At 71.9% G+C, this 21,196-nt stretch carries 17 protein-coding genes; 4 read left to right on the top strand and 13 right to left on the bottom strand.

The window, feature by feature from the left end; translation table 11 throughout:
- Positions 1-48 precede the first annotated feature (48 nt).
- The 3 genes from ACT1U9_RS02480 (at position 49) to ACT1U9_RS02470 (ending at position 6,825) form a co-directional block, all read left to right on the top strand.
- The gene (locus ACT1U9_RS02480; protein WP_444536706.1) at positions 49-2,268 is read left to right on the top strand and encodes an NADP-dependent isocitrate dehydrogenase; all 2,220 of its coding nucleotides are present in this window, start codon (positions 49-51) and stop codon (positions 2,266-2,268) included.
- Positions 2,269-2,449: 181 nt separating this feature from the next.
- Positions 2,450-3,493, top strand: a complete 1,044-nt coding sequence (locus ACT1U9_RS02475) for a trypsin-like peptidase domain-containing protein (protein ID WP_444536705.1) — start codon at positions 2,450-2,452, stop codon at positions 3,491-3,493.
- Positions 3,494-6,519: 3,026 nt separating this feature from the next.
- Positions 6,520-6,825, top strand: coding sequence for an acyl carrier protein (locus tag ACT1U9_RS02470; RefSeq protein WP_444538986.1), 306 nt, complete (start codon positions 6,520-6,522; stop codon positions 6,823-6,825).
- Positions 6,826-6,829: 4 nt separating this feature from the next.
- Here the strand turns inward: ACT1U9_RS02470 and ACT1U9_RS02465 are convergent, their stop codons facing one another.
- From ACT1U9_RS02465 to ACT1U9_RS02415, 11 genes are all read right to left on the bottom strand, one after another.
- Positions 6,830-8,089 (bottom strand): MFS transporter, encoded by a 1,260-nt coding sequence (locus ACT1U9_RS02465; protein WP_444536704.1) that lies wholly within the window; start codon positions 8,087-8,089, stop codon positions 6,830-6,832.
- A 113-nt stretch (positions 8,090-8,202) separates the two neighbouring features.
- Entirely contained in the window at positions 8,203-8,565 is a 363-nt protein-coding gene (locus ACT1U9_RS02460) for an ArsR/SmtB family transcription factor (RefSeq protein WP_444536703.1), read from the bottom strand.
- Between the two features lie 61 nt (positions 8,566-8,626).
- Positions 8,627-9,352, bottom strand: coding sequence for an SDR family NAD(P)-dependent oxidoreductase (locus ACT1U9_RS02455; protein WP_444536702.1), 726 nt, complete (start codon positions 9,350-9,352; stop codon positions 8,627-8,629).
- 45 nt (positions 9,353-9,397) lie between these two features.
- The gene (locus ACT1U9_RS02450) at positions 9,398-10,783 is read right to left on the bottom strand and encodes an aldehyde dehydrogenase family protein (RefSeq protein ID WP_444536701.1); all 1,386 of its coding nucleotides are present in this window, start codon (positions 10,781-10,783) and stop codon (positions 9,398-9,400) included.
- Positions 10,783-11,880, bottom strand: a complete 1,098-nt coding sequence (locus tag ACT1U9_RS02445; RefSeq protein WP_444536700.1) for a phenazine biosynthesis protein — start codon at positions 11,878-11,880, stop codon at positions 10,783-10,785. The genes ACT1U9_RS02450 and ACT1U9_RS02445 overlap by 1 nt, the downstream gene beginning before the upstream one ends.
- A gap of 187 nt (positions 11,881-12,067) precedes the next feature.
- A complete protein-coding gene (locus ACT1U9_RS02440; RefSeq protein WP_444536699.1) occupies positions 12,068-12,940 on the bottom strand; it encodes an inositol monophosphatase family protein in 873 nt (290 codons plus the stop codon).
- Positions 12,941-12,944: 4 nt separating this feature from the next.
- Positions 12,945-13,802 carry an NAD(P)H-binding protein gene (locus ACT1U9_RS02435; RefSeq protein WP_444536698.1) on the bottom strand — a complete coding sequence of 286 codons (858 nt, stop codon included), beginning with the start codon at positions 13,800-13,802 and terminating at the stop codon, positions 12,945-12,947.
- Positions 13,803-13,847: 45 nt separating this feature from the next.
- A complete protein-coding gene (locus ACT1U9_RS02430) occupies positions 13,848-14,546 on the bottom strand; it encodes an FmdE family protein (RefSeq protein WP_444536697.1) in 699 nt (232 codons plus the stop codon).
- Positions 14,547-14,609: 63 nt separating this feature from the next.
- Positions 14,610-15,227, bottom strand: a complete 618-nt coding sequence (locus tag ACT1U9_RS02425; protein ID WP_444536696.1) for a hypothetical protein — start codon at positions 15,225-15,227, stop codon at positions 14,610-14,612.
- Positions 15,224-16,708, bottom strand: coding sequence for a class-II fumarase/aspartase family protein (locus tag ACT1U9_RS02420; RefSeq protein WP_444536695.1), 1,485 nt, complete (start codon positions 16,706-16,708; stop codon positions 15,224-15,226). Before ACT1U9_RS02420 ends, ACT1U9_RS02425 begins: the two co-directional genes overlap by 4 nt.
- The gene (locus tag ACT1U9_RS02415; RefSeq protein ID WP_444536694.1) at positions 16,705-17,949 is read right to left on the bottom strand and encodes a Glu/Leu/Phe/Val dehydrogenase dimerization domain-containing protein; all 1,245 of its coding nucleotides are present in this window, start codon (positions 17,947-17,949) and stop codon (positions 16,705-16,707) included. Before ACT1U9_RS02415 ends, ACT1U9_RS02420 begins: the two co-directional genes overlap by 4 nt.
- Positions 17,950-18,124: 175 nt before the next feature.
- On the opposite strand from ACT1U9_RS02415, the gene ACT1U9_RS02410 reads away from it, so the two are divergent.
- Entirely contained in the window at positions 18,125-18,583 is a 459-nt protein-coding gene (locus tag ACT1U9_RS02410) for a MarR family winged helix-turn-helix transcriptional regulator (protein WP_444536693.1), read from the top strand.
- A gap of 365 nt (positions 18,584-18,948) precedes the next feature.
- Here the strand turns inward: ACT1U9_RS02410 and ACT1U9_RS02405 are convergent, their stop codons facing one another.
- On the bottom strand, positions 18,949-20,058 hold the full coding sequence (locus tag ACT1U9_RS02405; protein ID WP_444538985.1) for a nitric oxide synthase oxygenase: 1,110 nt from the start codon (positions 20,056-20,058) through the stop codon (positions 18,949-18,951).
- Between the two features lie 302 nt (positions 20,059-20,360).
- On the bottom strand, positions 20,361-21,158 hold the full coding sequence (locus ACT1U9_RS02400) for an AraC family transcriptional regulator (RefSeq protein ID WP_444536692.1): 798 nt from the start codon (positions 21,156-21,158) through the stop codon (positions 20,361-20,363).
- Positions 21,159-21,196 lie beyond the last annotated feature (38 nt).

The raw sequence follows: 21,196 nt of genomic DNA, 5'->3' as shown, positions 1-21,196 counted from the left end.
AGATATCTTGATGTCGAGCAATGTTGCATACGTGGAGTGGAGCACCCGGTGACTGACTCGACCATCATCTACACCCACACTGACGAGGCGCCCGCGCTGGCGACGTACTCGTTCCTGCCTGTGGTCCAGGCGTATGCCTCGACGGCCGGGGTCACTGTGGAGACGCGGGACATCTCGCTGGCCGGGCGCATCATCGCCCTCTTCCCCGAGTTCCTGCTTGAGGGCCAGCGCATCCCCGACGCCCTCGCCGAGCTCGGTGAACTCGCGAAGACGCCCGAGGCGAACATCATCAAGCTGCCGAACGTGTCGGCCTCGATCCCGCAGCTGAAGGCCGCGATCGTCGAGCTGCAGGGCCAGGGCTACGCGCTGCCGGACTACCCGGACGACCCGAAGTCGGACGAGGAGCGCGACATCCGCGCCCGCTACGACAAGGTCAAGGGCAGCGCCGTGAACCCGGTGCTGCGCGAGGGCAACTCCGACCGCCGCGCCCCCGCCTCGGTCAAGAACTACGCGAAGACGCACCCGCACCGCATGGGCGCCTGGACCCCCGAGTCCAAGACCAATGTCGCCACCATGGACGCCGACGACTTCCGCTCCACCGAGAAGTCCGCAGTGATCTCCCAGGCGGGCTCGCTGCGCATCGAGCTGGCGGGCGAGGACGGCTCCACCACCGTGCTGCGCGAGTCGGTACCCGTCCTCGCGGGCGAGGTCGTGGACGCGTCCGTGATGCGCGTGGCCGCCCTGAACGAGTTCCTCGCGGCGCAGATCGCCCGCGCCAAGGCCGAGGGCGTGCTGTTCTCGGTGCACCTCAAGGCCACGATGATGAAGGTCTCCGACCCGATCGTCTTCGGCCACGTGGTGCGCGCCTTCTTCCCGAAGACGTTCGCCGCCTACGGCGCCCAGCTGGCGGCCGCCGGTCTGAGCCCGAACGACGGTCTCGGCGGCATCCTCAACGGCCTGGCCGCGCTGCCCGAGGGCGACGCGATCAAGGCGTCCTTCGAGGCCGAGCTCGCCGAGGGCCCGGAGCTGGCGATGGTCGACTCCGACAAGGGCATCACCAACCTGCACGTCCCCTCGGACGTCATCGTCGACGCCTCCATGCCGGCCATGATCCGCACCTCCGGCCACATGTGGGGCCCGGACGGCCAGGAGGCCGACACCCTCGCGGTCCTCCCGGACAGCAGCTACTCCGGCGTGTACCAGGTCGTCATCGACGACTGCCGCGCCAACGGCGCCTTCGACCCGTCGACCATGGGCTCCGTCCCGAACGTCGGCCTCATGGCGCAGAAGGCCGAGGAGTACGGCAGCCACGACAAGACCTTCGAGATCGCGGCCCCGGGCACGGTCCGCCTCGTCGACCAGGACGGCAACGCCGTCCTGGAGCAGACCGTCGCCGTCGGCGACGTCTTCCGCGCCTGCCAGGCCAAGGACGCCCCGATCCGCGACTGGATCAAGCTGGCCGTCACCCGCGCCCGCGCGACCGGCGACCCGGCCGTGTTCTGGCTGGACGAGACCCGCGCGCACGACGCCAACCTGATCGCCAAGGTCGAGCAGTACCTGCCGGAGCACGACACCGAGGGTCTGGACATCCGCGTCCTGTCCCCGGTCGAGGCCACCAAGCTCTCGGTGGAGCGCATCCGCAAGGGCCTGAACACGATCTCGGTCACCGGCAACGTGCTGCGCGACTACCTGACCGACCTGTTCCCGATCCTGGAGCTGGGCACCAGCGCCAAGATGCTGTCGGTCGTCCCGCTGATGGCGGGCGGCGGCCTCTTCGAGACGGGCGCCGGCGGCTCCGCGCCGAAGCACGTCCAGCAGCTGGTCAAGGAGGACTACCTGCGCTGGGACAGCCTGGGCGAGTTCTTCGCGCTCGCGGCCAGCTTCGAGCACCTCGCGACCACCACGGGCAACGCGCGCGCCAAGGTGCTCGCCGACACCCTCGACCGCGGCACGGCGACCTTCCTCAACGAGGACAAGTCCCCGACCCGTCGCGTCGGCGGCATCGACAACCGCGGCAGCCACTTCTACCTGGCCATGTACTGGGCCCAGGAGCTGGCCAAGCAGACCGACGACGCGCAGCTCGCCGAGGCGTTCGCGCCGCTCGCCAAGACGCTGGCCGAGCAGGAGCAGACCATCGTCGACGAGCTGATCGCGGTGCAGGGCAAGCCGGCCGACATCGGCGGCTACTACCAGCCCGACCCGGCGAAGGCGGCGGCGGTCATGCGCCCGTCGGCGACCTTCAACCAGGCGATCGCCACCCTCGCCTGACCTCCCGGTCCCACGACCGAGGACGGCGAGAGGGCTTCGCCGTAGCTCACCTGTTCCGCCCCGGCCGGTCTTCCCGGCCGGGGCGGTCCCGTTTTCGCTACGGACTGTGCGGGACCACGCGCGGGGGTGCCCGCGCGCTGGCACCATGGGGAAATTCCGCGCCGTCCGTGGGGGAGCAGCGATGGTCGAGTTGTCCGTGGAGGAGCGCCAGCGGCTCGTCACGCTCCTGGCCGCCGTGCCGCTGCTCGCCTCGCCGGACGGCCGCGCCGAGATGCTGGCGCTGGCCGGGCTCGGCGACCTCGTCCCGCACATCGACCTCGGTGGCCCCACGCTGGTGGCGGTCAGCCGTATCGTCACGCATCTCGCCGCGTACGGCCGGTTCAGTCACGACCACGAGGCGCTGGGGCTCTTCCTCAATCTGGTCGCCACCCTCACCGGCAAGGAGCAGCAGGACTTCCTGGCCGCGCTGCTGCTGCGCCACCGCATGATGCTCCCGGTCGCGCCGGGCCCGGCGGTGGTCGCGTGGAAGGGCGCCACCGGCCCGGGCCGGGTCGAGGAGAAGATCATCACCAGCAACACGCTGCGGCCCGTCCACTTCCTGGAACTCGCCCTGGCCGCCGCACGGCCGGTCTGCCACATCGTGGTCGAGGACGGCGCCGGCCGCTGGACCGGCACCGGGTTCCTGATCGCCGACGACCTTCTGCTCACCAACGAGCACGTACTGCCGCGCGCGGACCTGCTCGACGGTGCCCGCTTCCTCTTCAACTACGAGGACGACGCCACCGGCAGACCCCGCCCGGTGAGCACGGCGCGTGCCACCGGACGGCTGTATCTCGCCGACGCCCGCCGCGACTTCGCCCTCGTCGAACTGGCCGGCTCGCCGGGCACCGAGTGGGGTCATCTGGACCTCGCCGCGGCGCCGCCCCGGCCCGGCGACCGGGTCAACATCGTCCAGCACCCGGCCGGGCGCCCCAAACAGATCGCGCTGCAGAGCAACTTCGTGGAGTACGTCGACGCCGACGTCGTCCAGTACGTCACGGCCACGCTCCCCGGCTCCTCCGGCGCCCCCGTACTCACCGACGACTGGCGGGTCTGCGCCGTCCACCACGCCGGTGGCACCCTCCAGGAACCGGCCACCGGCAGCTACTACTTCCGCAACGAGGGGTTCCTGCTGAGCGGGATCCTGCGGGAGCTGCCGCCGGACGTCCGCTCCCGCCTCGGCTGACCATTCGGCGCGACCCCGGAGACACCGCCATGCCAGACGTCGACCGCACCGGACTGCGCGGCAGACTCATCCAGAGCTTCGCCTCCCTGCCGGGCATGAACGAACCGGGCCAGCGCGCGTTCCTCCTGGAGAACGCCGGATACGGGCAGCTCACGCAGCAGATCGCCCCGCAGGTCAGCACCGTCTCGTTCTTCACCGAGGTCGTCGCCCTGGTGGCGCGCGGCGGCCCGCGCGCCCTGTCGGACTTCGTCGCCGCCCTCGCCTCGGTCGCGGTCGTCGGCGTGGACCGCCAGGAGGCGATGGCCCGGCTCGCAGCCGAGGTCGCCCGCCTCGACCCCGCCGACCTCGACGCGCTGACCGCCACCGGCACGCCGTACGCGGGCCTGCGCGAGCGCGCGCGGACCGCCACCCTGCGCGAGATCTCCGAGATCGGCTCGAAGTACCTGCGCGAGCTCTACTTCCGCCACCGCGAACTCGAAGAGCGCGTCGAGGAGTTCCTGGCCGACGACAGCACCTGTTTCCTCGTGGTCTCCAAGCCCGGCCGGGGCAAGACCAATCTGCTCTGCTCGCTTGCCGAGCACCGCCTCGGCGACTCGCTGGTCCTGCTGATGTCGGCGCGCGTCCCGGTCTGGGACCCGTACGATCTGCTCGACCTGATCGCCGCGCGGCTGGGCTACGGCGCCGACTGGGCGGGCTGCTTCGCCGACCTCGCCCGCACCGGCGCGCCGGGCCGCCCTCCGCTGCTGCTCCTCGACGCGATCAACGAGTCCCCGGCCAAGCCGGACGCCATGAAGGCCGCGCTGCACGAACTGCTGCGGCAGGCCGAGAGCGCGGGCGTGAAAGTGGTGGTGACCTGTCGTACCGACTTCTGGCAGTTCTATCGCGCCCCCTTCTGGTCCAGCTATGTGCGCGGGCGCGAACTCCCGCAGTCCGCGCCGAGGTTGGGCACCACGACCCGGGTCGAGGACGTGCCGCTCTTCCCGGCCGAATCCTTCCCCGCCATCGCCGCCGCCTACTTCGACGCCTTCGGCATCCACGGTGATCTGCGCGGCGAGGCCGCCGAGCGCTGCCGGCACGCGCTGGTGCTGCGCATCCTGTGCGAGGCGTACCGCGACCGGGAGATCGGCGTCGTCGAGGACTTCCGGCTCTTCCGCCTCTTCAAGCTCTTCTGGGAGCGCAAGGTCGAACAGGTCGCGGACGCCACCTCGCTCAGAGGCAGCGGCGCGGTCGCCGAACTCGTCCTGGAAGTAGCCAGGTTGATGCGCCGGAGCCGTTCCACCTCGGTGCCGCGCAGCGCCGTCGCGGCCACCTTGCGCTACACACCCGCCGAGCTCGACAGCAGCGACTCGCTCTACAGCCGGGTCATCGACGAGGAGATCATCCTTGAGGAGAGCATCGACGACGAGATCGGCGTACGCAACGTCGTCTTCATCTACGACCGCTTCGCCGAGTACGTGCTCGCCCTGAGCCTCTACGTCGACCAGGGCTGGGAGCGTAAACGCCTCGCCGAGATCGCCGACGACGCGCTCGACCTGATGGCCCAGGAGCCCGGATTCGGCACCCTGCGCGGTGCGTTGGAGTTCCTGGTGCTGCGCCTGGAGGACCGCCGGGCGGACGACCGGGCGCACCTCGCGGTGATCCGGGCGATGCTGGGGCGCGATTGGAAGTGGCGGGGCATCGGCACCCAGCTGGTCTTCCAGCTCGACCCGCGCCGGGGCCGGGTCTTCTGGGAATTCGTCGACGAACTCGCCTCACAGCACTACGACTTCGTACGTCGTATCGTCGCCGAAAAGCTGGACCGTCTCGCCGTAACGGGCGGTCCACAGGCGCTGGGTCCCCTCAACCGGCTGGCGTGGGACGTCAATCCCACGGTACGGGCGGCGGCGCGCCGCACCCTGCTGCGACTGCCTCCGGCCGTGGCCGCCGAGGAGGTGACGCTTCTGCTGGACCGGGGATCGTACGGCGACGGGCTGGATCTCGCGGCCCGGCTGCTCGTCGGCGCGCCGGGCGGGCAGGCGGTCGTGCAGGCCGAACACGCCGCCCGGCTGATGGCCGAGCACTACTTGGGCGAGCGGCTGCGTGAAATGGTCGTGGGCGTACTGGAGCAGACCCGTGGCACCGCCTACACCGAACTTCCGTGGCTGGCCGAGTGCGAGGCCGCGTTCGCCACGATGCCGGGACCGCCGGCCGAGTACCTCCGGGGGCGCGTACGGGCGATCCGGCTGCGGCGCGCCCAGGAGCTGGAGCAGGACCGGCGGTTCGTGCGGACGATGTACGAGCGGGCGAGCGATCTGCTGGGCGAACACGGCCTGCCGGTCGACCCCCCGTTGACGCCCGGCCATCGGTACGGGCTCGGCCAGGGCACGTGGGTGGGCGTCAGGCCGGGGGCTTCGCCCGACCTGCTGGCGCTGGCCGACCGGGTATGCCAGGAGGTGCGGCCGCGCTTCGGGCCCGGGCTGCTGCGGCTCGGCGGCGGCATCGAGGCCACGGCCGCCCCGCACCTCGTGGCCGACCTGTGGCTGATCTGCCACTGGGTGTACCGCCACGCGCCCGCCCCGGAGCACGGACTCGACGAGTGGGTCGCGTTCTGCTCGCGCAGGGCGGCGAGCGCCGGGTACCGCCTCTCGCAGGCCGATGCGCGCGCTCTGGCGCACCCCGAGCAACTGGCGCTCTGGCTCTGGGAGAGCGGGCGGCGGGTGGGCGAGCGCCGGAGCGGGGTCGACTCACTGGAGGGGCGGCTGCGGAGCCTGCCGGAGGAGCGTCTGGCCGACGAGTTCGCCCCGTACGAGCACGAGGAACCGCCGACGCCGGACGCGCTCGCGGATCTGCTGGAAGCGCTGTGCCGGGTGCTGCGGGACCGGCCCGCGATGCCCGCGCAGGTGCTCGCGCCGCTGGTGATCTGGCACGAGACGCGCGACAGCCCGCTGGTCGACGAGGCGTTGGCCGAGCTGCGCTGGATGGACCCGGACGCGTTCTGGTTCATCCTGCAGTCGTTCCTCAACCACCCCGACCAGCGGCTGATCGATGTGGCGGCGCGGGCCGGGGAGCGCGCGGAGCAGGTCGACGAGAGCGGGTCGGACCGGCACGAGGAGGTCCTTGCGGGCCTGGCGGACATCATCAACGAAGTGGCGGGTATCCCCGTCGAGGAAGTGCGCATGGGGGCGGACTTCGCCGCCGATCTGGACATCGACTCGCTGTCGATGGTGGAGGTGATCGTCGCCGCCGAGGAGCAGTTCGACCTGAGTATCCCCGACGCGGAGATCCTGCATATGCGGACCGTACGGGAGGCCGTCGACTACATCGTCAAGAAGCGTGCGCTGAAGGGAAGATGACGGGTCATCGGCTGAGCGCGGCGGACGTGTGCCCGGCTCCGACGCGCGGCCCGCCCACCGCCATCTCGCGCGGCCACACCGCCGCGGCCACCCCCGCCGCCGCGAGCGAGACCACTCCCAGGACCGTCGCCGTCACCGGCAGCCCCGCGCCCGCCGCCAGCCACCCCGCGAGCGGATACGTCAGCAGCCAGCAGCCGTGCGAGAGCGAGAACTGGGCGGCGAACGCGGCCGGGAGGTCGGCCGTGCCGGCGCAGCGGCGTATCAGCCGCCCGCCCGGGGTGAGCACCGCCGAGCCCGCCGCGCCGATCGCCGCCCAGGTGGCCAGCGCGCCCGCCCATGTCCAACTCCCGCGCGGGGCGAGCGTGGTGGCGGCCACCGCGACGAGTACCACCGGCAGGGCGAACGCCGCCGGGAGCATCACCGCACGTTCGCTCACCCGCGCGAGCAACCGGGGAAGCAGCAGCGCGGCCACCATCGAGCCCGCTCCGTACGCACCCAGCGCCAGCGACACCGCGCCCGCGCCCTCGCGGAAGTGGCCCCGCACCATCACGACCGTGTTCACGAACACCATCGCGCCTGCCGCCGCGACCGCCAGATCGAGCGCGAGCAGCGCCCGCAAGCGGGGGCTCGCCCAGAACAGCCGGGCCCCGAACGCGGCCTTGGCGTAGGCACTTCCGCTGCGGGTCACCGGCGTCGCCCGGGGAAGCACGGCCGAGACCACCAGCGTGGCCGAGCCCAGGAAGCCGAGGGTCGTGCCCGCGAACAGCCAGTTGTAGGAGACCAGCGTGAGCAGCGCCGCCGCGAGGGCCGGGCTGAGCAGGCTCTCCAGGTCGTAGGCGAGCCGGGACAGGGACAGGGCGTGGGTGTAGTCGCGCTCGGCGGGCAGGATCTCGGGGATGGTCGCCTGGAAGACCGGGGTGAACGCGGCCGAGGCGGCCTGGAGCAGGAAGATCAGCGCGTAGACCTGCCACACCTGGGAGACGAACGGGAGCGTGAGGGCGACGCCCGCGCGGGTCAGGTCCGTCGCCACCAGCAGCGCCCGGCGCGGGATGCGGTGCGCGCAGGCGCCGACGACCGGGGCGACACCCACGTACGCCACCATCTTGATCGCCAGCGCGGTGCCGAGCACGGCGGAGGCGCGGCTGCCCGCCATGTCGTACGCGAGCAGGCTGAGCGCGACGGTGGCGAGGCCGGTGCCTATGAGCGCGACGACCTGTGCGGTGAACAGGTGGCGGTAGGTGCGGTTGCGCAGTACGGACAGCATGGGACCGGTCCCGGGGCGCGAGAAGGTGCTGGGACCTCCATCGTAACCAATGCGTGCGTACGTATGCACATGTTCGGCGGAGATCGGCTCGGGCTCGGCCGGGCGGGGTCGCGTCAGTCGTGTGGCGGAAGGGCGCTGAGCTGGTGGTCCGCCACGTTCAGGGCCTCGTCGACGAGGCGGCGCAGATGTCCGTGGCGCAGTGAGTAGACGACCCGGCGGCCGTCCTTGCGGGTCGCGACGAGACCGGCGAGGCGGAGTTTGGCCAGGTGCTGGCTCACCGAGGGGCGGGCGGCGCCGCAGGCCTCGGTGAGGGTGGTGACATCGGCGTCGCCGGTGCCGAGTTCCTTGAGCAGGGCGAGGCGGGTGCGGTCCGCGAGCAGCGTGAGCACACCGACGGCCACATCCAGGCGCTCGGCGTCGCCAGCGGTGTGCGGGTGCGGGGTGTGCGCATCTGACATCTGGTTGCTCGCGCTCATGGGCCCATCGTAGAGCGCCGGTACGGGCTCGCCGGGTGGCCCGCCCGCACCGGATGTGCGATCAGCGGGTGGGTATCACTCCGCCGTCGACGCGGACGACCTGACCGGTGATGTGCCGGGCGGCGGGCGACGCCAGGAAGCGGACGACCTGCGCCATGTCCTCGGGCCGGCCGGCCCGGCCCACCATGGTCTCCGCGACCCGGGCGTCGTGGAACTGCGGCGAGCGCCGGTCGCGGAAGAACTCGGTGCTGTCGACATAGCCGGGCGCGACCACGTTGCTGGTCACCCCGCGCGGCCCGAGCTGGCGGGCGACGAAGATGTTCCAGCTGTTCATGGCAGCCTTCGCGGCGCCGTACGAGCCCGCCCCCCGGTCCGCCGCGAACGAGCTGATGTTCACGACGGCCCCGCCCGACACCAGCTGCTTGTCGACGGCGGCCGTGGTGAGCACGGCGCCGAGCAGATTGGCGTCCAGGTTGGCCCGCCAGCGCTCGGCGAGCGTGCGCAGATCGCCCGGCGGCGGGGCGTCGAACTCCCGGTTCCCGCCCGCGTTGTTGACGAGTACGTGCAGGGCGTCCGGCAGCCGCTCGCCCAGCCGCTCCAGCTGCTCGGGGTCGGTGGCGTCGCACGGCAGCGCGGTCACCTTGCCGCCCAGCTCCTCGGCGGCCTGCCGCAGCACGTCCTCGCGGCGGCCGCTGATGACGACATGGTCGCCGTCGGCCAGGAAGGCCGCGGCTATCGCCTTGCCGATGCCGGTGCCGCCACCGGTCACCAGGACGGTTCGAGTCATCTCCACACTCCCCAGGGGTCGTTGCCGCGTGTCGGGCTGTCGTGGTCAGGCCGTGGTCCCGAAGGCCCGGGCCTCCATCAGGTCATGGCTCAGATAGCCGTCGTGCGGACTGGTCCGGCCCGCGGTGTACGTAGGGATGGGGCCGAGCAGGACCTTGCGGATCGAGCGCTCGCGCAGCGCCTCGCGCGCCAGCTCCTCGTCGCCGCCGAGGATCGTCAGCGCGAGCGTGTCCTTCAGCGGGCCGAAGCCCTCGGCACGCCGCCACGGCAGGATCCATACGCACGGGAACGACAGCTCGATGCGGGCGCCGGGGTGGTCGGAGCGGTCGCAGAGCAGCACCGCGGGGCGCAGCGCACCCGACCCGTCCCCGAGGTCGGCCACCGGCCCGTCCGGGTAGAGCGGCGCGGCCACGTCGACCGCCCCCGCCAGGCTCCCCGCCAACTGCGTACGCAGCGCACGCGCCTCGCCCAGCGGCAGTACAGGCACCTGGGCGTCGGCCGACTGGGGCGGAGCCGCGGTCAGTCGGGCAAGGCGCTCGGCCACGGCCGCCGCGAGGGCCGCCGGGTCGGCGTCGGTGAACACGGCGGTCGCGTTGGTGCAGCGCATCCCCGCGTCGTAGCCCACCGACGAGCAGATCACGTCGACCGTCTGCTCGGTGATCTCACCGGTGTGCAGCAGCTTGGAGCGGCCGGGGCCGCGCAGGATCACCCGGCGGTCCTCGCCGTAGCGCCGGGCCGCCGCGTCGCCCCCGTACACCATGCTCAGATCGGCGGCCTCGACCAATGCGTCCCCGGTTGCATGGCTGCCCGGGAGCAGCGACAGGTAGTGCGGCGCGACCCCCGCCTCCAGAAGCGCGGCGATCATCCGCGCCGGGGTGAACGGATCCCGCGTCCCCGGCCGCACCACCAGCCGGTACCCGCAGGCCAGCGCGGTGAGCCACTGGGTGTGCGTACCGGGGTTGTTGCTCGGGGCGATCACGGCCAGGACGTCCCCGCGCCGTGTCCACACCGTGCCGATCTCCCCGGACGCGGGCACCCCGCCGACACCCGCCGGGCGCTCGGCCAGGAACCGCGCACCGACATTGGCGAACGTCTCGGCGACGTCCCGCAGCGAGTGCCGGGCCACCGCGATGGGCACCCCGGCGACCCTCGCCTGAAGATCGCAATATCCTTGCGGGGACAGGCCGTTGATGGTCGCTGTCTCGAAGAGACGTCCTGCATCCGCCAGTTGCTCCGGTGTCGGTGTGCGCTCCTCACCGGCCCGCGCGTCCGCGACGGTGAGCCGGGCGAGCAGCGGCGGTGCGAGGTGCACGGTGGCCAGCAACGTGCCGTCCACACCCGTGAGTTCGGCGCGCTCGGACGACTGCCGGGCCACGCCAGCGCGGATCAGCGGGATCTCGTACAGGTCCTTGGCATCGAGGTCCTCGGTCATCAGTACACCCCCTCGACCACGGAGGTGGTGGCCGACTCGTACGGGCGGACCCCGGAGACCTCGATGCCCGGGAAGCCGTCGACCGAGGCGCGCCGGGTGGCCAGGTCGCGCTCAAGGGTGGGCGGGGTGAAGTAGTCCCGGGTCAGCACGGTGATGACGACCCGGCCCTCCTCGTCCTCGGTGACGATCCGGTCGGTCTGCTCGGGGTCGACGAGTTCGACGACGGTGTACGGGTGGAACGGGCGGAAGACGCACGGCGCCTTGTCGTCGGGGCGGGGGGTGCGCTGCGGGGCCACCCCCATCATCGTGTTGCCGTACGCGCCCGCCATCTTGGCCTCGGGGAACAGTTCCTGCTGCAACAGGCGCAGGGTCTCGCCGTCCATGCTGGTGCCGCCCCAGATCATCCCGCGCACGCTCCGGCGCAGCAGGCTGTAGACGTCCTCGCGCGCGCTGATCGTCTCCAGGATGCGCGGGGTGCTGGAGATGCAGCGGATGTCCTGTGTGGTGAGGACGTCCTTGACCTGGTCCAGGATGTGGTCGACATAGCGCCGGAACTCGGCCTGGCGCCCCTCGGCGACACACCGCCGCACCCAGCGCGGGTCAAGGTCGACGAAGTAGCAGAGCTGGCCGCGCAGTTCGCTGAGCGTGGAGATGTTCTTGGCCATGACGTGCGGGCCGGTCGGGCCGATGTGCAGCCAGTTGCCGTCGCCGGAGGGGAACCCCTGCTCGTCCAGCATCCGGCTCTGCCACTCGACATTGCGCCGCCGCGAGCCGGCGTCCACGATCCGCTTGGGCGAACCGGTGGCGCCGCCCGACTCGTAGATCCCGTACCGCACCCCGGGCGCACTCCCGCGCGGCACCAGCTGATCGGCCGGTATCCGGCTCCAGTCGACCGGGACGTCTGCGAACAGCCGTAGATCCGCGAGGCTCTGGACGTCGGTGCGCGGGTCGAAGGAGAAGCCCTTGGCGCGCTCGACCCAGTACGGGCTGCCGGTCAGCGGCGAGAAGTGCCACTCCATGGTCGCGCGGACCAGGTCGTCGATGTCGGGGGACTGGTCAAGTGGGGGCTCGAACACGGAACTGAAGTCGTCGGCCATCTCGGTTCGGTCCTGTCCGTTCTCTGCGGCGATCGGCGACCCGGCGTCTCAACACGCGGTGGCCGTAGAACAGTTGGCTGATTGTCAGAGGTGCTGATTGTTGGCAGTATGTTGAGTGTGGGAAGGGGCGTCAAGACTGCCCGCGCGTCAGTGGGGAGCTCGGCGCGCGGGCGCCTCGCCCAGTACTTCAGGGCCGGGCGCGAGCGCCCTTGCGCTGTCCCGGTACGGCGCCGGCCGGGCGGATCCCATGGGCGCCGAAAGCGGTGAGGAGCGTGCGGGTGAGCCACGGACGGCAGATCACGGCGAGCCCCGCACCCCGCTCCGGGCCCTGCGGGCGCCGCGACGGATGCGTGTCCGTCACCGAGGTGACCTGCAACCCGGCCGCCTCCGCGACCCGGAACAGCGCCTGGTCGCCCCACTCCCAGGCGCTGCGGGAGTGGATGTACGCGTCGGCGTCGCCCTGGATCACCGCGACCGTCTTTGCCCCGGCCGACCCCATCGGGATCAGCTCGGCCCCTGTCTGCCGCACGACCGTACGCGCGAACGCGGCCGGGTGCCGGGTGTCGACCACCACCCGGGGACGCGGCCCGGGCGCCCGCGCCGGACGGCGCCACCCGGCCTCCCGGTCCGCCGTGCACACCACCTCGCACAGCGCGGGGACCGCGACCGCCGCCGCGACCACCCCCCGCTCCCGCTCCCACAGAGCCAGCCGCACCGACCAGTGCGGATCGCCCGGGCCGTGGTACTCCTCGGCCGCGTCCAGCGGCTCGACCAGCCACACCCGGCGCCTGCGCAACTCGTCCGGCGCCCGCTCGCCCGGGCCGGTGAGCACACCGTCCCGTGGATAGCGGGCCCGGATGCGGTTGCGCAGCAGCAGACCCGACCAAGTGCGCCCGAGCTGGGCCATCTTCGCGCCGCCGGGCGCGAGCCCGTCCTCGTGCTGGGTGCGCAGATCGAGGAGCAGCCGCCCGGCGGCCACCGTGGCGCGCGCGGCGAAGCCCGCGGCGAGGAAGTCGTCGGCTACGACGGTCCGTTCGGCGAATCGCCCGGTGGTGGACATGGTTTCATCCCCCGGTATCCGGCAGGAACTGATGGAGGTGCGCCTTGAGGAAGTCGGCGAGCGGGTGCGGCTCCTGGCCGATGACACGGCGTACGTCATCGGTCACCGCCTCCCCGGCGCCCTCCCTGAACAGCTGGAAGAGCGAGGCGAGTTCGGCCTCCCACGGCCGGTGCTCACGCGCCAGCCACGCCGCCAGATCCGCGCCCGCCAGCTCCTCGGCCACCACCCGGGCCGACGTCAACTGGCCGAGCAGATCCGCGATCTCGCCGAAGGCGGGCGCGGCGGGCCCGGTGAGCGCGTAGGTGCGCCCCTCGTGGCCCGGCTCGACCAGCACCCGCGCCGCCACCTCGGCGACGTCGTGCTCGTCGACGAAACCGACACCCCGGCCGCCCGCCGGATCGACCAGCACCCCGCGCCGTCGCACATCGGGCGCGTAGTGCCGGATCAGCTCCTGCATCGGATAGCTGGGCGACAGGATCGTGTACGGCAGCCCCCGCTTGGCCAGGTACTGCTCGGTGATCCAGTGGTGCCGGGCCCCCGGCGCCGGGCTGTCCTCCCGTACGGCGGCGGGCCACGGCGACATCTTCACCAGGCGCGCCCCGACGTCGGCGGCCACGCCCACCGCCGCGTTCTGGCACTCCACCCGGCAGGCGGAGGACAGGAACAGGCTCTCGCAGCCCTCCGCCCCCGCCCGCACCGTGTCCGGGTCCCCGAGATCGCCGGGGACCACCCTTACGCCCGGCCCCGCCGGGACCCGTTCGGGTTCCCCGGCCAGGACGGCCACTTCCACGTCACGCTCTCGCAGCGCACGGACCACCGACTGCCCCAGTGGCCCGGCCGCGCCGATCACGAACACTGTCACGGCCCCGCGGCTCCTTCCGTGCGCCCGCACCGAGTCGGCATCGGTTCAGTGCTTGTGCTCGTGCTTGTGGTCATGCTTGTGCTCGTGGTGGTGCTTGTGGCTCTGCGGGTGGTGCCCGTGGTCGCCGTGGCCCTCGGGCAGTACACCGCCGTGGGCGGCGAGATGGCAGGCGGGGCAGATCATCCGGCCCCGGTGGTCGTGCAGCGTCTCGACGCTGGTGGGCTCGCCGCAGTCGACGCAGAGGTCGGTACGGGCGAGGTGCTTGACGCCCGGGGCCGCGGTCTCGACGCGCTCGACGCTCAGGATGTCGTCGTCGGCCACGCTCAGCAGCCCGGCGATCCGCTCGCCCTGCAGCCGCGCGAACGCCGCCTCGTCCTCCAGCGTCGCCGTGCCGTCGTCGATACGGGTGGACAGCGCCCAGATCTCCTCGGTACGGAAGACGATGCTGTCGGCCTTCGCCCGGATCCGCACACCATTCGATCCGTCGCGCTCCCAGAGCGTGAACACATTGCGCCCCGCGTCCTCGTGGATCAGGTTGCGCTTGCCGTACGTACAGCCGGTCAGCACCTGGAGCGCGTCGACCGCACAGGCGTCGGTCTCGGAGACCAGGACCAGGGGTGTGGCCGGGTCCTTCGGGGCGAGGGCGGCGAGAGCGGCCTCGGCGACCCGCACGCCGAAGGCGGCGCCGGGGCATTCATGGCCGTGGAAGCGGATGACGTCGTTGTAAGCCTGGGTGCGATCCATGACGACCTCTTTATGGAGTGACGGACAGCGTGGAACGGGTGGGGCGGGGCGCGGTGGACGGCGTTACGCCCCCGGCGCCCGCATCCCGGGCAGCGGCGGGACGACGCGGATCACGGCCTCGCGTTCGTTGTCGCCCTCGAAGAACGCCCGCAGGACCGGGCGGTGCAGATCGACGACGGAGAGGATGAGCGTCCACTGGCCCGACTCGGCCGCCAGCACCCGGTCCAGATGGGTGCAGGTGTCGCGGACCGGGTCGTGCGGCCAGGGCACGCGGTGGGTGTGGTAGTTGCCGAAGAGCACCCAGCCGGCGTCGTCGCAGGCGTCGTCGATGGCCATCAGCTCGCGCGGATCGGCGATCCAGCCGCGCTGGTCCATCGGCGTCTCGGACGGGATGGCGTGCTCCTCGACGACCTCGTCCATGCGGGCGCGATGGCCTTTGTCGTGGCGGAGGTTGACGATCAGCGGGAAGACCGAGCCGACGTGGAGACCGTCGCGGGTCGGGCGACCCGCGACCATCCCGAACGCCTTGCGCTCCTCGGTCTCTCCCGCCAGATAGTGACCGGTGAACTTCCGTACGGCGTGGGCCACCAGGCTGGCGTACAGCGGGCGGGGGAAGACGATCTCCCGCGCCCCGGATATCTCTCCGGCGTCCTGGTCGGCGGCGGCGGGCGCGGCGCTCATCGCGCGTCGCCGCCGTCCGCCTGTATGTCCGCAACGCCGTCCGGCTCGCCGGTCCTTGCGAGCACGGCCCGCGCCTTGGCCACCGCCCGGCCGGTCAGCGCCGCCGACTGGCCCAGATAGCTCGCCGGGTCGAAGATCTCGTCCAGCGCGGCCGCGTCCAGCGGCGCGCCCGCCAGCCCGTCGCGGCCGGTCGCCTCGCGCATGGAGGTGCCGTTCTCGCGGGCCGCCTGGACGAGTTCGTACACGTACTCGTGGGCGGTCTGCTTCCCGATGTGCTTGCCGAGCGCCAGCATCAGCTTCTCGGTGGCGATCTGTTCGGCGACCGCCGCCACATTCGTGGCGATGCGCTCCGGCCGCACCGCGAGGCCGCCGACGAGGTGGCGGACGATCTCGCAGGCGGAGAGGGCGTAGTGCGAGACGTCGGGCACACAGGCCCACTCGATGCGCAGGGTCCGCGAGTCGCGTTCGTGGTCGCCGCCCATGCAGGCCAGCGCGTTGGCCATCTGCGCGGCCGCCAACCGGGCCATGACGACGGCCTGTTCGCACGCCTCGGGGTTGCGCTTGTGCGGCATGGTGCTGCTGCCGACCTGCCCGTGCCGCCAGCCGATCTCCAGCTCGCCGAACTCGGGCCGGGACAGCGTGCGCACCTCGTCCCCGATGCGGCCCATCGTCCCGGCCACCATCGCGGCGCACGACACGAACTCCACGATCCGGTCGCGCGAGACATGCCAGCCGACGGCGGGAGCCGCGAGACCGAGCCGGGCGGCGAACGCGTCGAGCAGCGGCAGCGCCTTGTCGCCGAAGCCCGCCATGGTGCCGACCCCGCCGAAGAGCTGGGCCGCCAGGACACGCGGGCGCAGCTGCTCGATGCGCTCCAGATGCCGCAGCGTCTCGTCGAGCCACCCGGCGATCTTGACCCCGAAGCCCATCGGCAGTGCGGGCTGGGCGTGGGTGCGCCCCAGGGCGACCGTGGAGCTGTTGGCCTCGGCCAGATCGGCCAGCTGCCCGGCGAGGTCGCGCAGCAGCGTCTCCAACTCGTCCAGGACATCCCGGATTTCGAGGATCTGCGCGGTGTCCTGGATGTCCTGGGTGGTGGCGCCGTAGTGGACGTACTCGCCGGCGCCGCCCTCGCAGGACGCCTGGAACTCGCGCAGGAACGCGACGAGCGAGTGGCTGGTGCGGCGGATCTCGGCCCGGATGGCGGGCAGGTCGAGCCGGTCCACATCGGCGGCCTCGGCGATCATCCGGGCGGCGGCCACCGGGATGATGCCCAGCTCGCCCTGGCTGAGGGCGAGCGCCGCTTCGACGTCGAGCCATCGTTGGTAACGACATCGGTCGCAGAAGATGCGATGGCTTGCTTCCGTGCTGTACCGGTGGCCGTAGAACCGCGAGTCGGTGATGTGACTGCGTAAGTGGGCGCACTCGGACGAGTGGGGCGCGGGCTGCGCGGGCGGGCTGTCGGGCGCGGGTGCGGTGGTCATGACGGTCGCCTCTCGGAGTGCGGCGAGGTACGGACGGAACGCGTCCGGTCGCCCCGGGGTCCCGGGCCCGACGGACGGTAGGGACTTGCGCCGTAGGGCCTCTCGCCGGGCGAGACGATCGCCGACTCCGCGATGCCGGTGGCCACCTGACGGGGGCTCAGTTTGCGGTCGCGGGCTCCGCAGAGGATGTCGCCGACGAGCTCGCGCATCATCGCCCCGATGGTGTCCAGGACCTCCGGTGCCGTCGGCGTCTTGCGGGGCCCGAACAGCGCCTCCATCGACGCCGATCCACCGATCCCGCCGATGAAGTCGGGGACCACCAGGACGCCCCGGTCGAGGAGCAGTTGCTCGGAGGTCGGGCTCAGACCGCAGTTGGCGCCCACCGCGACGATCGGCACCGGCAGCACCGCCGCCCGCGCGGGCGTGATCGCGTCCTCGCCGCCCGCGAGCACCAGTACATCGGCGGGGAGCTCGAACAGTGCCTCGCGCGGCAGCCGCATCGGCTCGGCGAGCAGGCTCTGCACGGGGCGGCCCTGGTCGATGGTGAGCATGCGCGCGAGGTCGATCCCGCGCGGGTCGACCGCGCAGCCGTACTCGTCGGCGACGACCGTGACCCGTACACCCGCGTCGAGGAAGGCCATCGCGGCGGCCCGGCCGAGGTTGCCGAACCCCTGGAGGGCCACGGTGACTTGATGGTTGCGGCGCTTGGTGTGGGCGGTTGCGGCGAGCGCGCTGTGGGCCAGCGCCTGGCCGGCCCGGCGCTGGCCGAGCGTGAGCAGTCCCACCGGGGTGGCGAGCAGGCCCATCCGGGCGCGGAACTCCTGGTCGCTGATCCGCTGCGCACGCCGTACGGCGATCTTGGCGGAGCCGATGCCCAGCTCGGCGGCGAACCGGTCCAGCTCCTCGAACCGGGTGCCCATGTCGCAGCCCATGCTGAAGCGAGTGGTCAGCTCGTCGGCGAGGAAGGCGACGAAGCGCCGCAGGACGGCCTCGCGGTTCGGTCCGTGCGGGTCGTAGGCGATGCCGCACTTGGCACCGTCGACGTTGACCCCGAGCACGCGCTGCTTGAGCGTCATGCGTCCCGCGAGGGTCTGGAGGGTTTCGGCGGTGAGCCCGGCCTGCATGCGGCAGCCGCCCGCCGCGAGGCGGCAGTCGGTGGCGTCGTACGCAAGGAAGCCGGGACAGTGCTCGACCGGATCTATGAACTCGATGACGCTGACCATGGTTCCCCCGTAGGTCATACAGATACGCAAACACAGAAACGCGCAGATTCGAGCAAGATAGATTGTCTGCTACAGTGACAATCAGCGTTCTGTCAGATCGGGAGCATGGCCGACCGGTGACTGGGGAGTCAAGAGGCCCGCTGCGCGGCCTTCATGATGGACCGTCACCACTGGAGGGTGAAGAAAGAAAGTGGTGGCGAAGAGGGAACCGAACAGTGGGACATCGCCGTTGTTCCAGGGGTTGCAGGGCTGGCACGGCTTCCTTCTCCGCAAGGCCGGCCAGCGTTTCACCGAGCAGGCCGAGCAGGCACTGGTCCATCTGGACATCACCCTGCGCCAGTTCGGGGTGCTGAACGTGGTGCACTCCGAGCCCGGGATCAACCAGCGGATGGTCGGGCAGACCCTGCGGATCGACCGGACGACCATCGTCGGGCTCGTCGACGACCTTGAGCGCAAGGACCTCCTGGAGCGCCGCAGAGGCGCCGACCGACGGACGTTCGCGCTCTATCTGACCGACCGCGGCACCCTGTGCTTGCGGGATGCCGGGGACCTGATGGTCAAGGTCCACGAGTCCTTCCTGCAGCCCCTGTCGGTGGCGGAGCGCGATGTGCTCCGTGAACTTATGCAACGACTCGCGGTCGCGGACGAGTAGTCGAAGTCGTGGGGGCCGCTTCTGATGCGAGCCCCTGTCATACGTGACTTCCCTGGCGCAGCGCGTGATTGACGCTGCGTCAGAATTCTGCGCGCCCGCATCCTCTTGCATATGATGTGCAAGTGCTGCAATCTGGCAGGCAGCCCTTCCTGTGTCATCGGCTCCCGACGCGCGACCAGTCGTGCGCCGTCCACCTGGATCCGGCGCGCCCCCGCCGTCCGGCGGGGGCCGTTCCGGCCGGCCGCACCACCGGGATCGGGCCCTTCGCCCCGCGCGTCCGCAGCCGCGAGTACCACGGGATATCAGCCCCCCACGGGACCCCGCCGTACGCGGGCGCCACTAGACCCGCCTACGTACGTGTTCGCTCACGGCATCCGCCGAATCGATTCGCCGCGCGCCCGGGCCGCCGCCTCGGGGTGGTGGGCGAACGCGGGCCGCAACTCCGCGGCGTTGTAGGTGCGGTGGAAGACCGGCGTCGTCGCGCCCGACATCGGCGGCACGATCCAGGACCAGTCGGCGGGTACGGTACGGCCCTTGTGCTCCTCACGCTCCAAGTGCCGTACGAAACGCCTTGACTCCGCGTGGTGGTCGGCCATGGTGACGCCCGCGCGGTCGAAGGAGTGCAGGACGGCCCGGTTCAGCTCGACCAGCGCGCGGTCCTTCCACAGCGAGCGGTCGTCGTCGGTGTCGAGGCCCAGGCGGCGGGCGATGCGCGGGAGCAGGTTGTAGCGGTCGGCGTCGGCGAGGTTGCGGGCGCCGATCTCGGTGCCCATGTACCAGCCGTTGAAGGGCGCTGCCGGGTAGTGGATGCCGCCGATCTCCAGGCACATCCCGGAGATCGCCGGCACCGCGTGCCAGCGCAGCCCCCACTCCTTACTCCACGCGTCGTCGGGGTGGTCGAGCGGTACCTCCAGGACCGCGTCCTCGGGCAGTTCGAAGGCGCGCGGCTTGTCGTCGACGCCCTCCACGATCAGCGGCAGCACATCGAAGGCGGTACGCGGCCCGCCGGACCAGCCGATCCGCAGCGCGAGCTCGGTGAGCCCGGCGTTGCGCGGATCGCCGACAACCCGGCCGTCGGTGGCGCGGTAGCCCGCGTACCGGATGAGCTGTTCGTTCCAGATGCGCGGGCCCGGGCGGTCCGGCGCGTCCGGGGCGAAGACGGTGATCAGGGGGCGGATGCGACCGTCGTTGGTGGCCTGGCGAAGGTGCTCGGCGCAGGCCTCCGCGATGGGCTCGGCGTCGGTGAGATGGCGCAGATCGCGTACGCGCAGCGAGCGCCAGTAGAGCCGGCCGATGCACCGGTTGCTGTTGCGCCAGGCAACTCGGGCGCCGAACGCCAGCTCCTCGGTGGTGTGTTGATAGGTGCCGGTCGCGCGGATCGCGTCCCGTATCTCCGCCAGGCGGGGCTCCGGCGCCCCGAGGTCCGGCTCCTCGGCGCGGTGCAGGCGGATGAAATCGGCCGCTTCACGCCACAGGGCGAGCTCGTCGGCGCTCGGACCGCCGTGCGCGGGGCGCCTCGGCCTGCTCAGGAATTTCCGTATCACGGGCACCTCCGGCAACGGCGACGGACGATCGGTGGGCCGAATGATGCCCGTGAACCCGTTGCGGCGGACGGCCGTTGCGGCGCAGTGATCGGCAATGGCGCGTTCGCGTCGGGCGATGACTGCTTTCGACCGGGTGCGGGAGTGCCCTCGACGGGACCGGGGGCACCCCCGTGGCTCCCGGTCCCGTGGGCCGTTCACGTACGACATGGTGCCCGGCACCCGGCGGTACGGCGTCAACCGTCCGATGGGTCACGGGGTAAACCCGTGCGGTACACGCTTCCGTCGTCCGTCCTCCTCGCCGCGCCCGGGGTGTGGCCGAACGCGCGGCGGAAGACGTCGATGAACGCGCTCGTCGACGACCAGCCGCAGCTCTGGGCGACCGAGGTGACCGAGGCGTCCCCGGACAGCAGCACCAGGGCGTGGTGCAGGCGCAGTTGGGTGCGCCATTGCGGAAACGTCATGCCGAGCTCGGCGCGGAAGAGCCGGGTGAGCGTGCGGGCACTCGCTCCCGCCGTGGCCCCGAGCTCGGCGAGCGGCCGGGCGTCGGCCGGGTCGTCCCGCAGGATCGCGCAGACCGCCGCGAGGCGCGGATCGCGGGCCGTCGGCAGATGCAGCGCCTGCTCGGGCGCCCGGCGCAGCTGGTCGAGCAGCACCGCGAGCATCCGCCGCGCCTCGGGCGTGCCCGTCGGCCCCGGTGCGCTGTACGCGATGATCAGCTCGCGCAGCAGCGGCCCGACCGCGAGCACGGCGGGCCGCTCAAGGCCCGGCGGACGCCGGTCGACGGGGATGCCGACGGCGTGCAAGTCGGTCTCGCCGTACGCCCGGTGCTCGTGCGGCGTCCCGGCGGGCACCCAGATCGCCCGCGTGGCCGGGGCGACCCAACTGCCCGCGTCCGTGGTCACCGAGAGCACGCCCCGGCCCGCGTAGACGATCTGGTGCACCTCGTGATGGTGAGGCGCCACGCCCGCGCCGGGTGCGAGGAACCTGGTGGTGGTCGGGAAGTGCGGCGGACCGTGGCGGATGATCGGCACAGCTTGGCACTTTATCGGAAGCCCGCCAGGGGGTGGCG

It is taken from the genome of Streptomyces sp. BR1 (assembly GCF_052373795.1).
In the GTDB taxonomy this organism is placed as follows: Bacteria; Actinomycetota; Actinomycetes; order Streptomycetales; family Streptomycetaceae; genus Streptomyces.
Note: the sequence above shows the minus strand (reverse complement) of the source record. Positions and strands in the feature narration are given on the sequence as shown.

Coding starts and splice junctions, on each gene's coding strand:
- ACT1U9_RS02475 (WP_444536705.1), top strand. CDS start 2,450: ATGGTCGAGTTGTCCGTGGAGGAGCGCCAGCGGCTCGTCACGCTCCTG.
- ACT1U9_RS02465 (WP_444536704.1), bottom strand. CDS start 8,089: ATGCTGTCCGTACTGCGCAACCGCACCTACCGCCACCTGTTCACCGCA.
- ACT1U9_RS02460 (WP_444536703.1), bottom strand. CDS start 8,565: ATGAGCGCGAGCAACCAGATGTCAGATGCGCACACCCCGCACCCGCAC.
- ACT1U9_RS02455 (WP_444536702.1), bottom strand. CDS start 9,352: ATGACTCGAACCGTCCTGGTGACCGGTGGCGGCACCGGCATCGGCAAG.
- ACT1U9_RS02450 (WP_444536701.1), bottom strand. CDS start 10,783: ATGACCGAGGACCTCGATGCCAAGGACCTGTACGAGATCCCGCTGATC.
- ACT1U9_RS02445 (WP_444536700.1), bottom strand. CDS start 11,880: ATGGCCGACGACTTCAGTTCCGTGTTCGAGCCCCCACTTGACCAGTCC.
- ACT1U9_RS02440 (WP_444536699.1), bottom strand. CDS start 12,940: ATGTCCACCACCGGGCGATTCGCCGAACGGACCGTCGTAGCCGACGAC.
- ACT1U9_RS02430 (WP_444536697.1), bottom strand. CDS start 14,546: ATGGATCGCACCCAGGCTTACAACGACGTCATCCGCTTCCACGGCCAT.
- ACT1U9_RS02425 (WP_444536696.1), bottom strand. CDS start 15,227: ATGAGCGCCGCGCCCGCCGCCGCCGACCAGGACGCCGGAGAGATATCC.
- ACT1U9_RS02420 (WP_444536695.1), bottom strand. CDS start 16,708: ATGACCACCGCACCCGCGCCCGACAGCCCGCCCGCGCAGCCCGCGCCC.
- ACT1U9_RS02415 (WP_444536694.1), bottom strand. CDS start 17,949: ATGACCTACGGGGGAACCATGGTCAGCGTCATCGAGTTCATAGATCCG.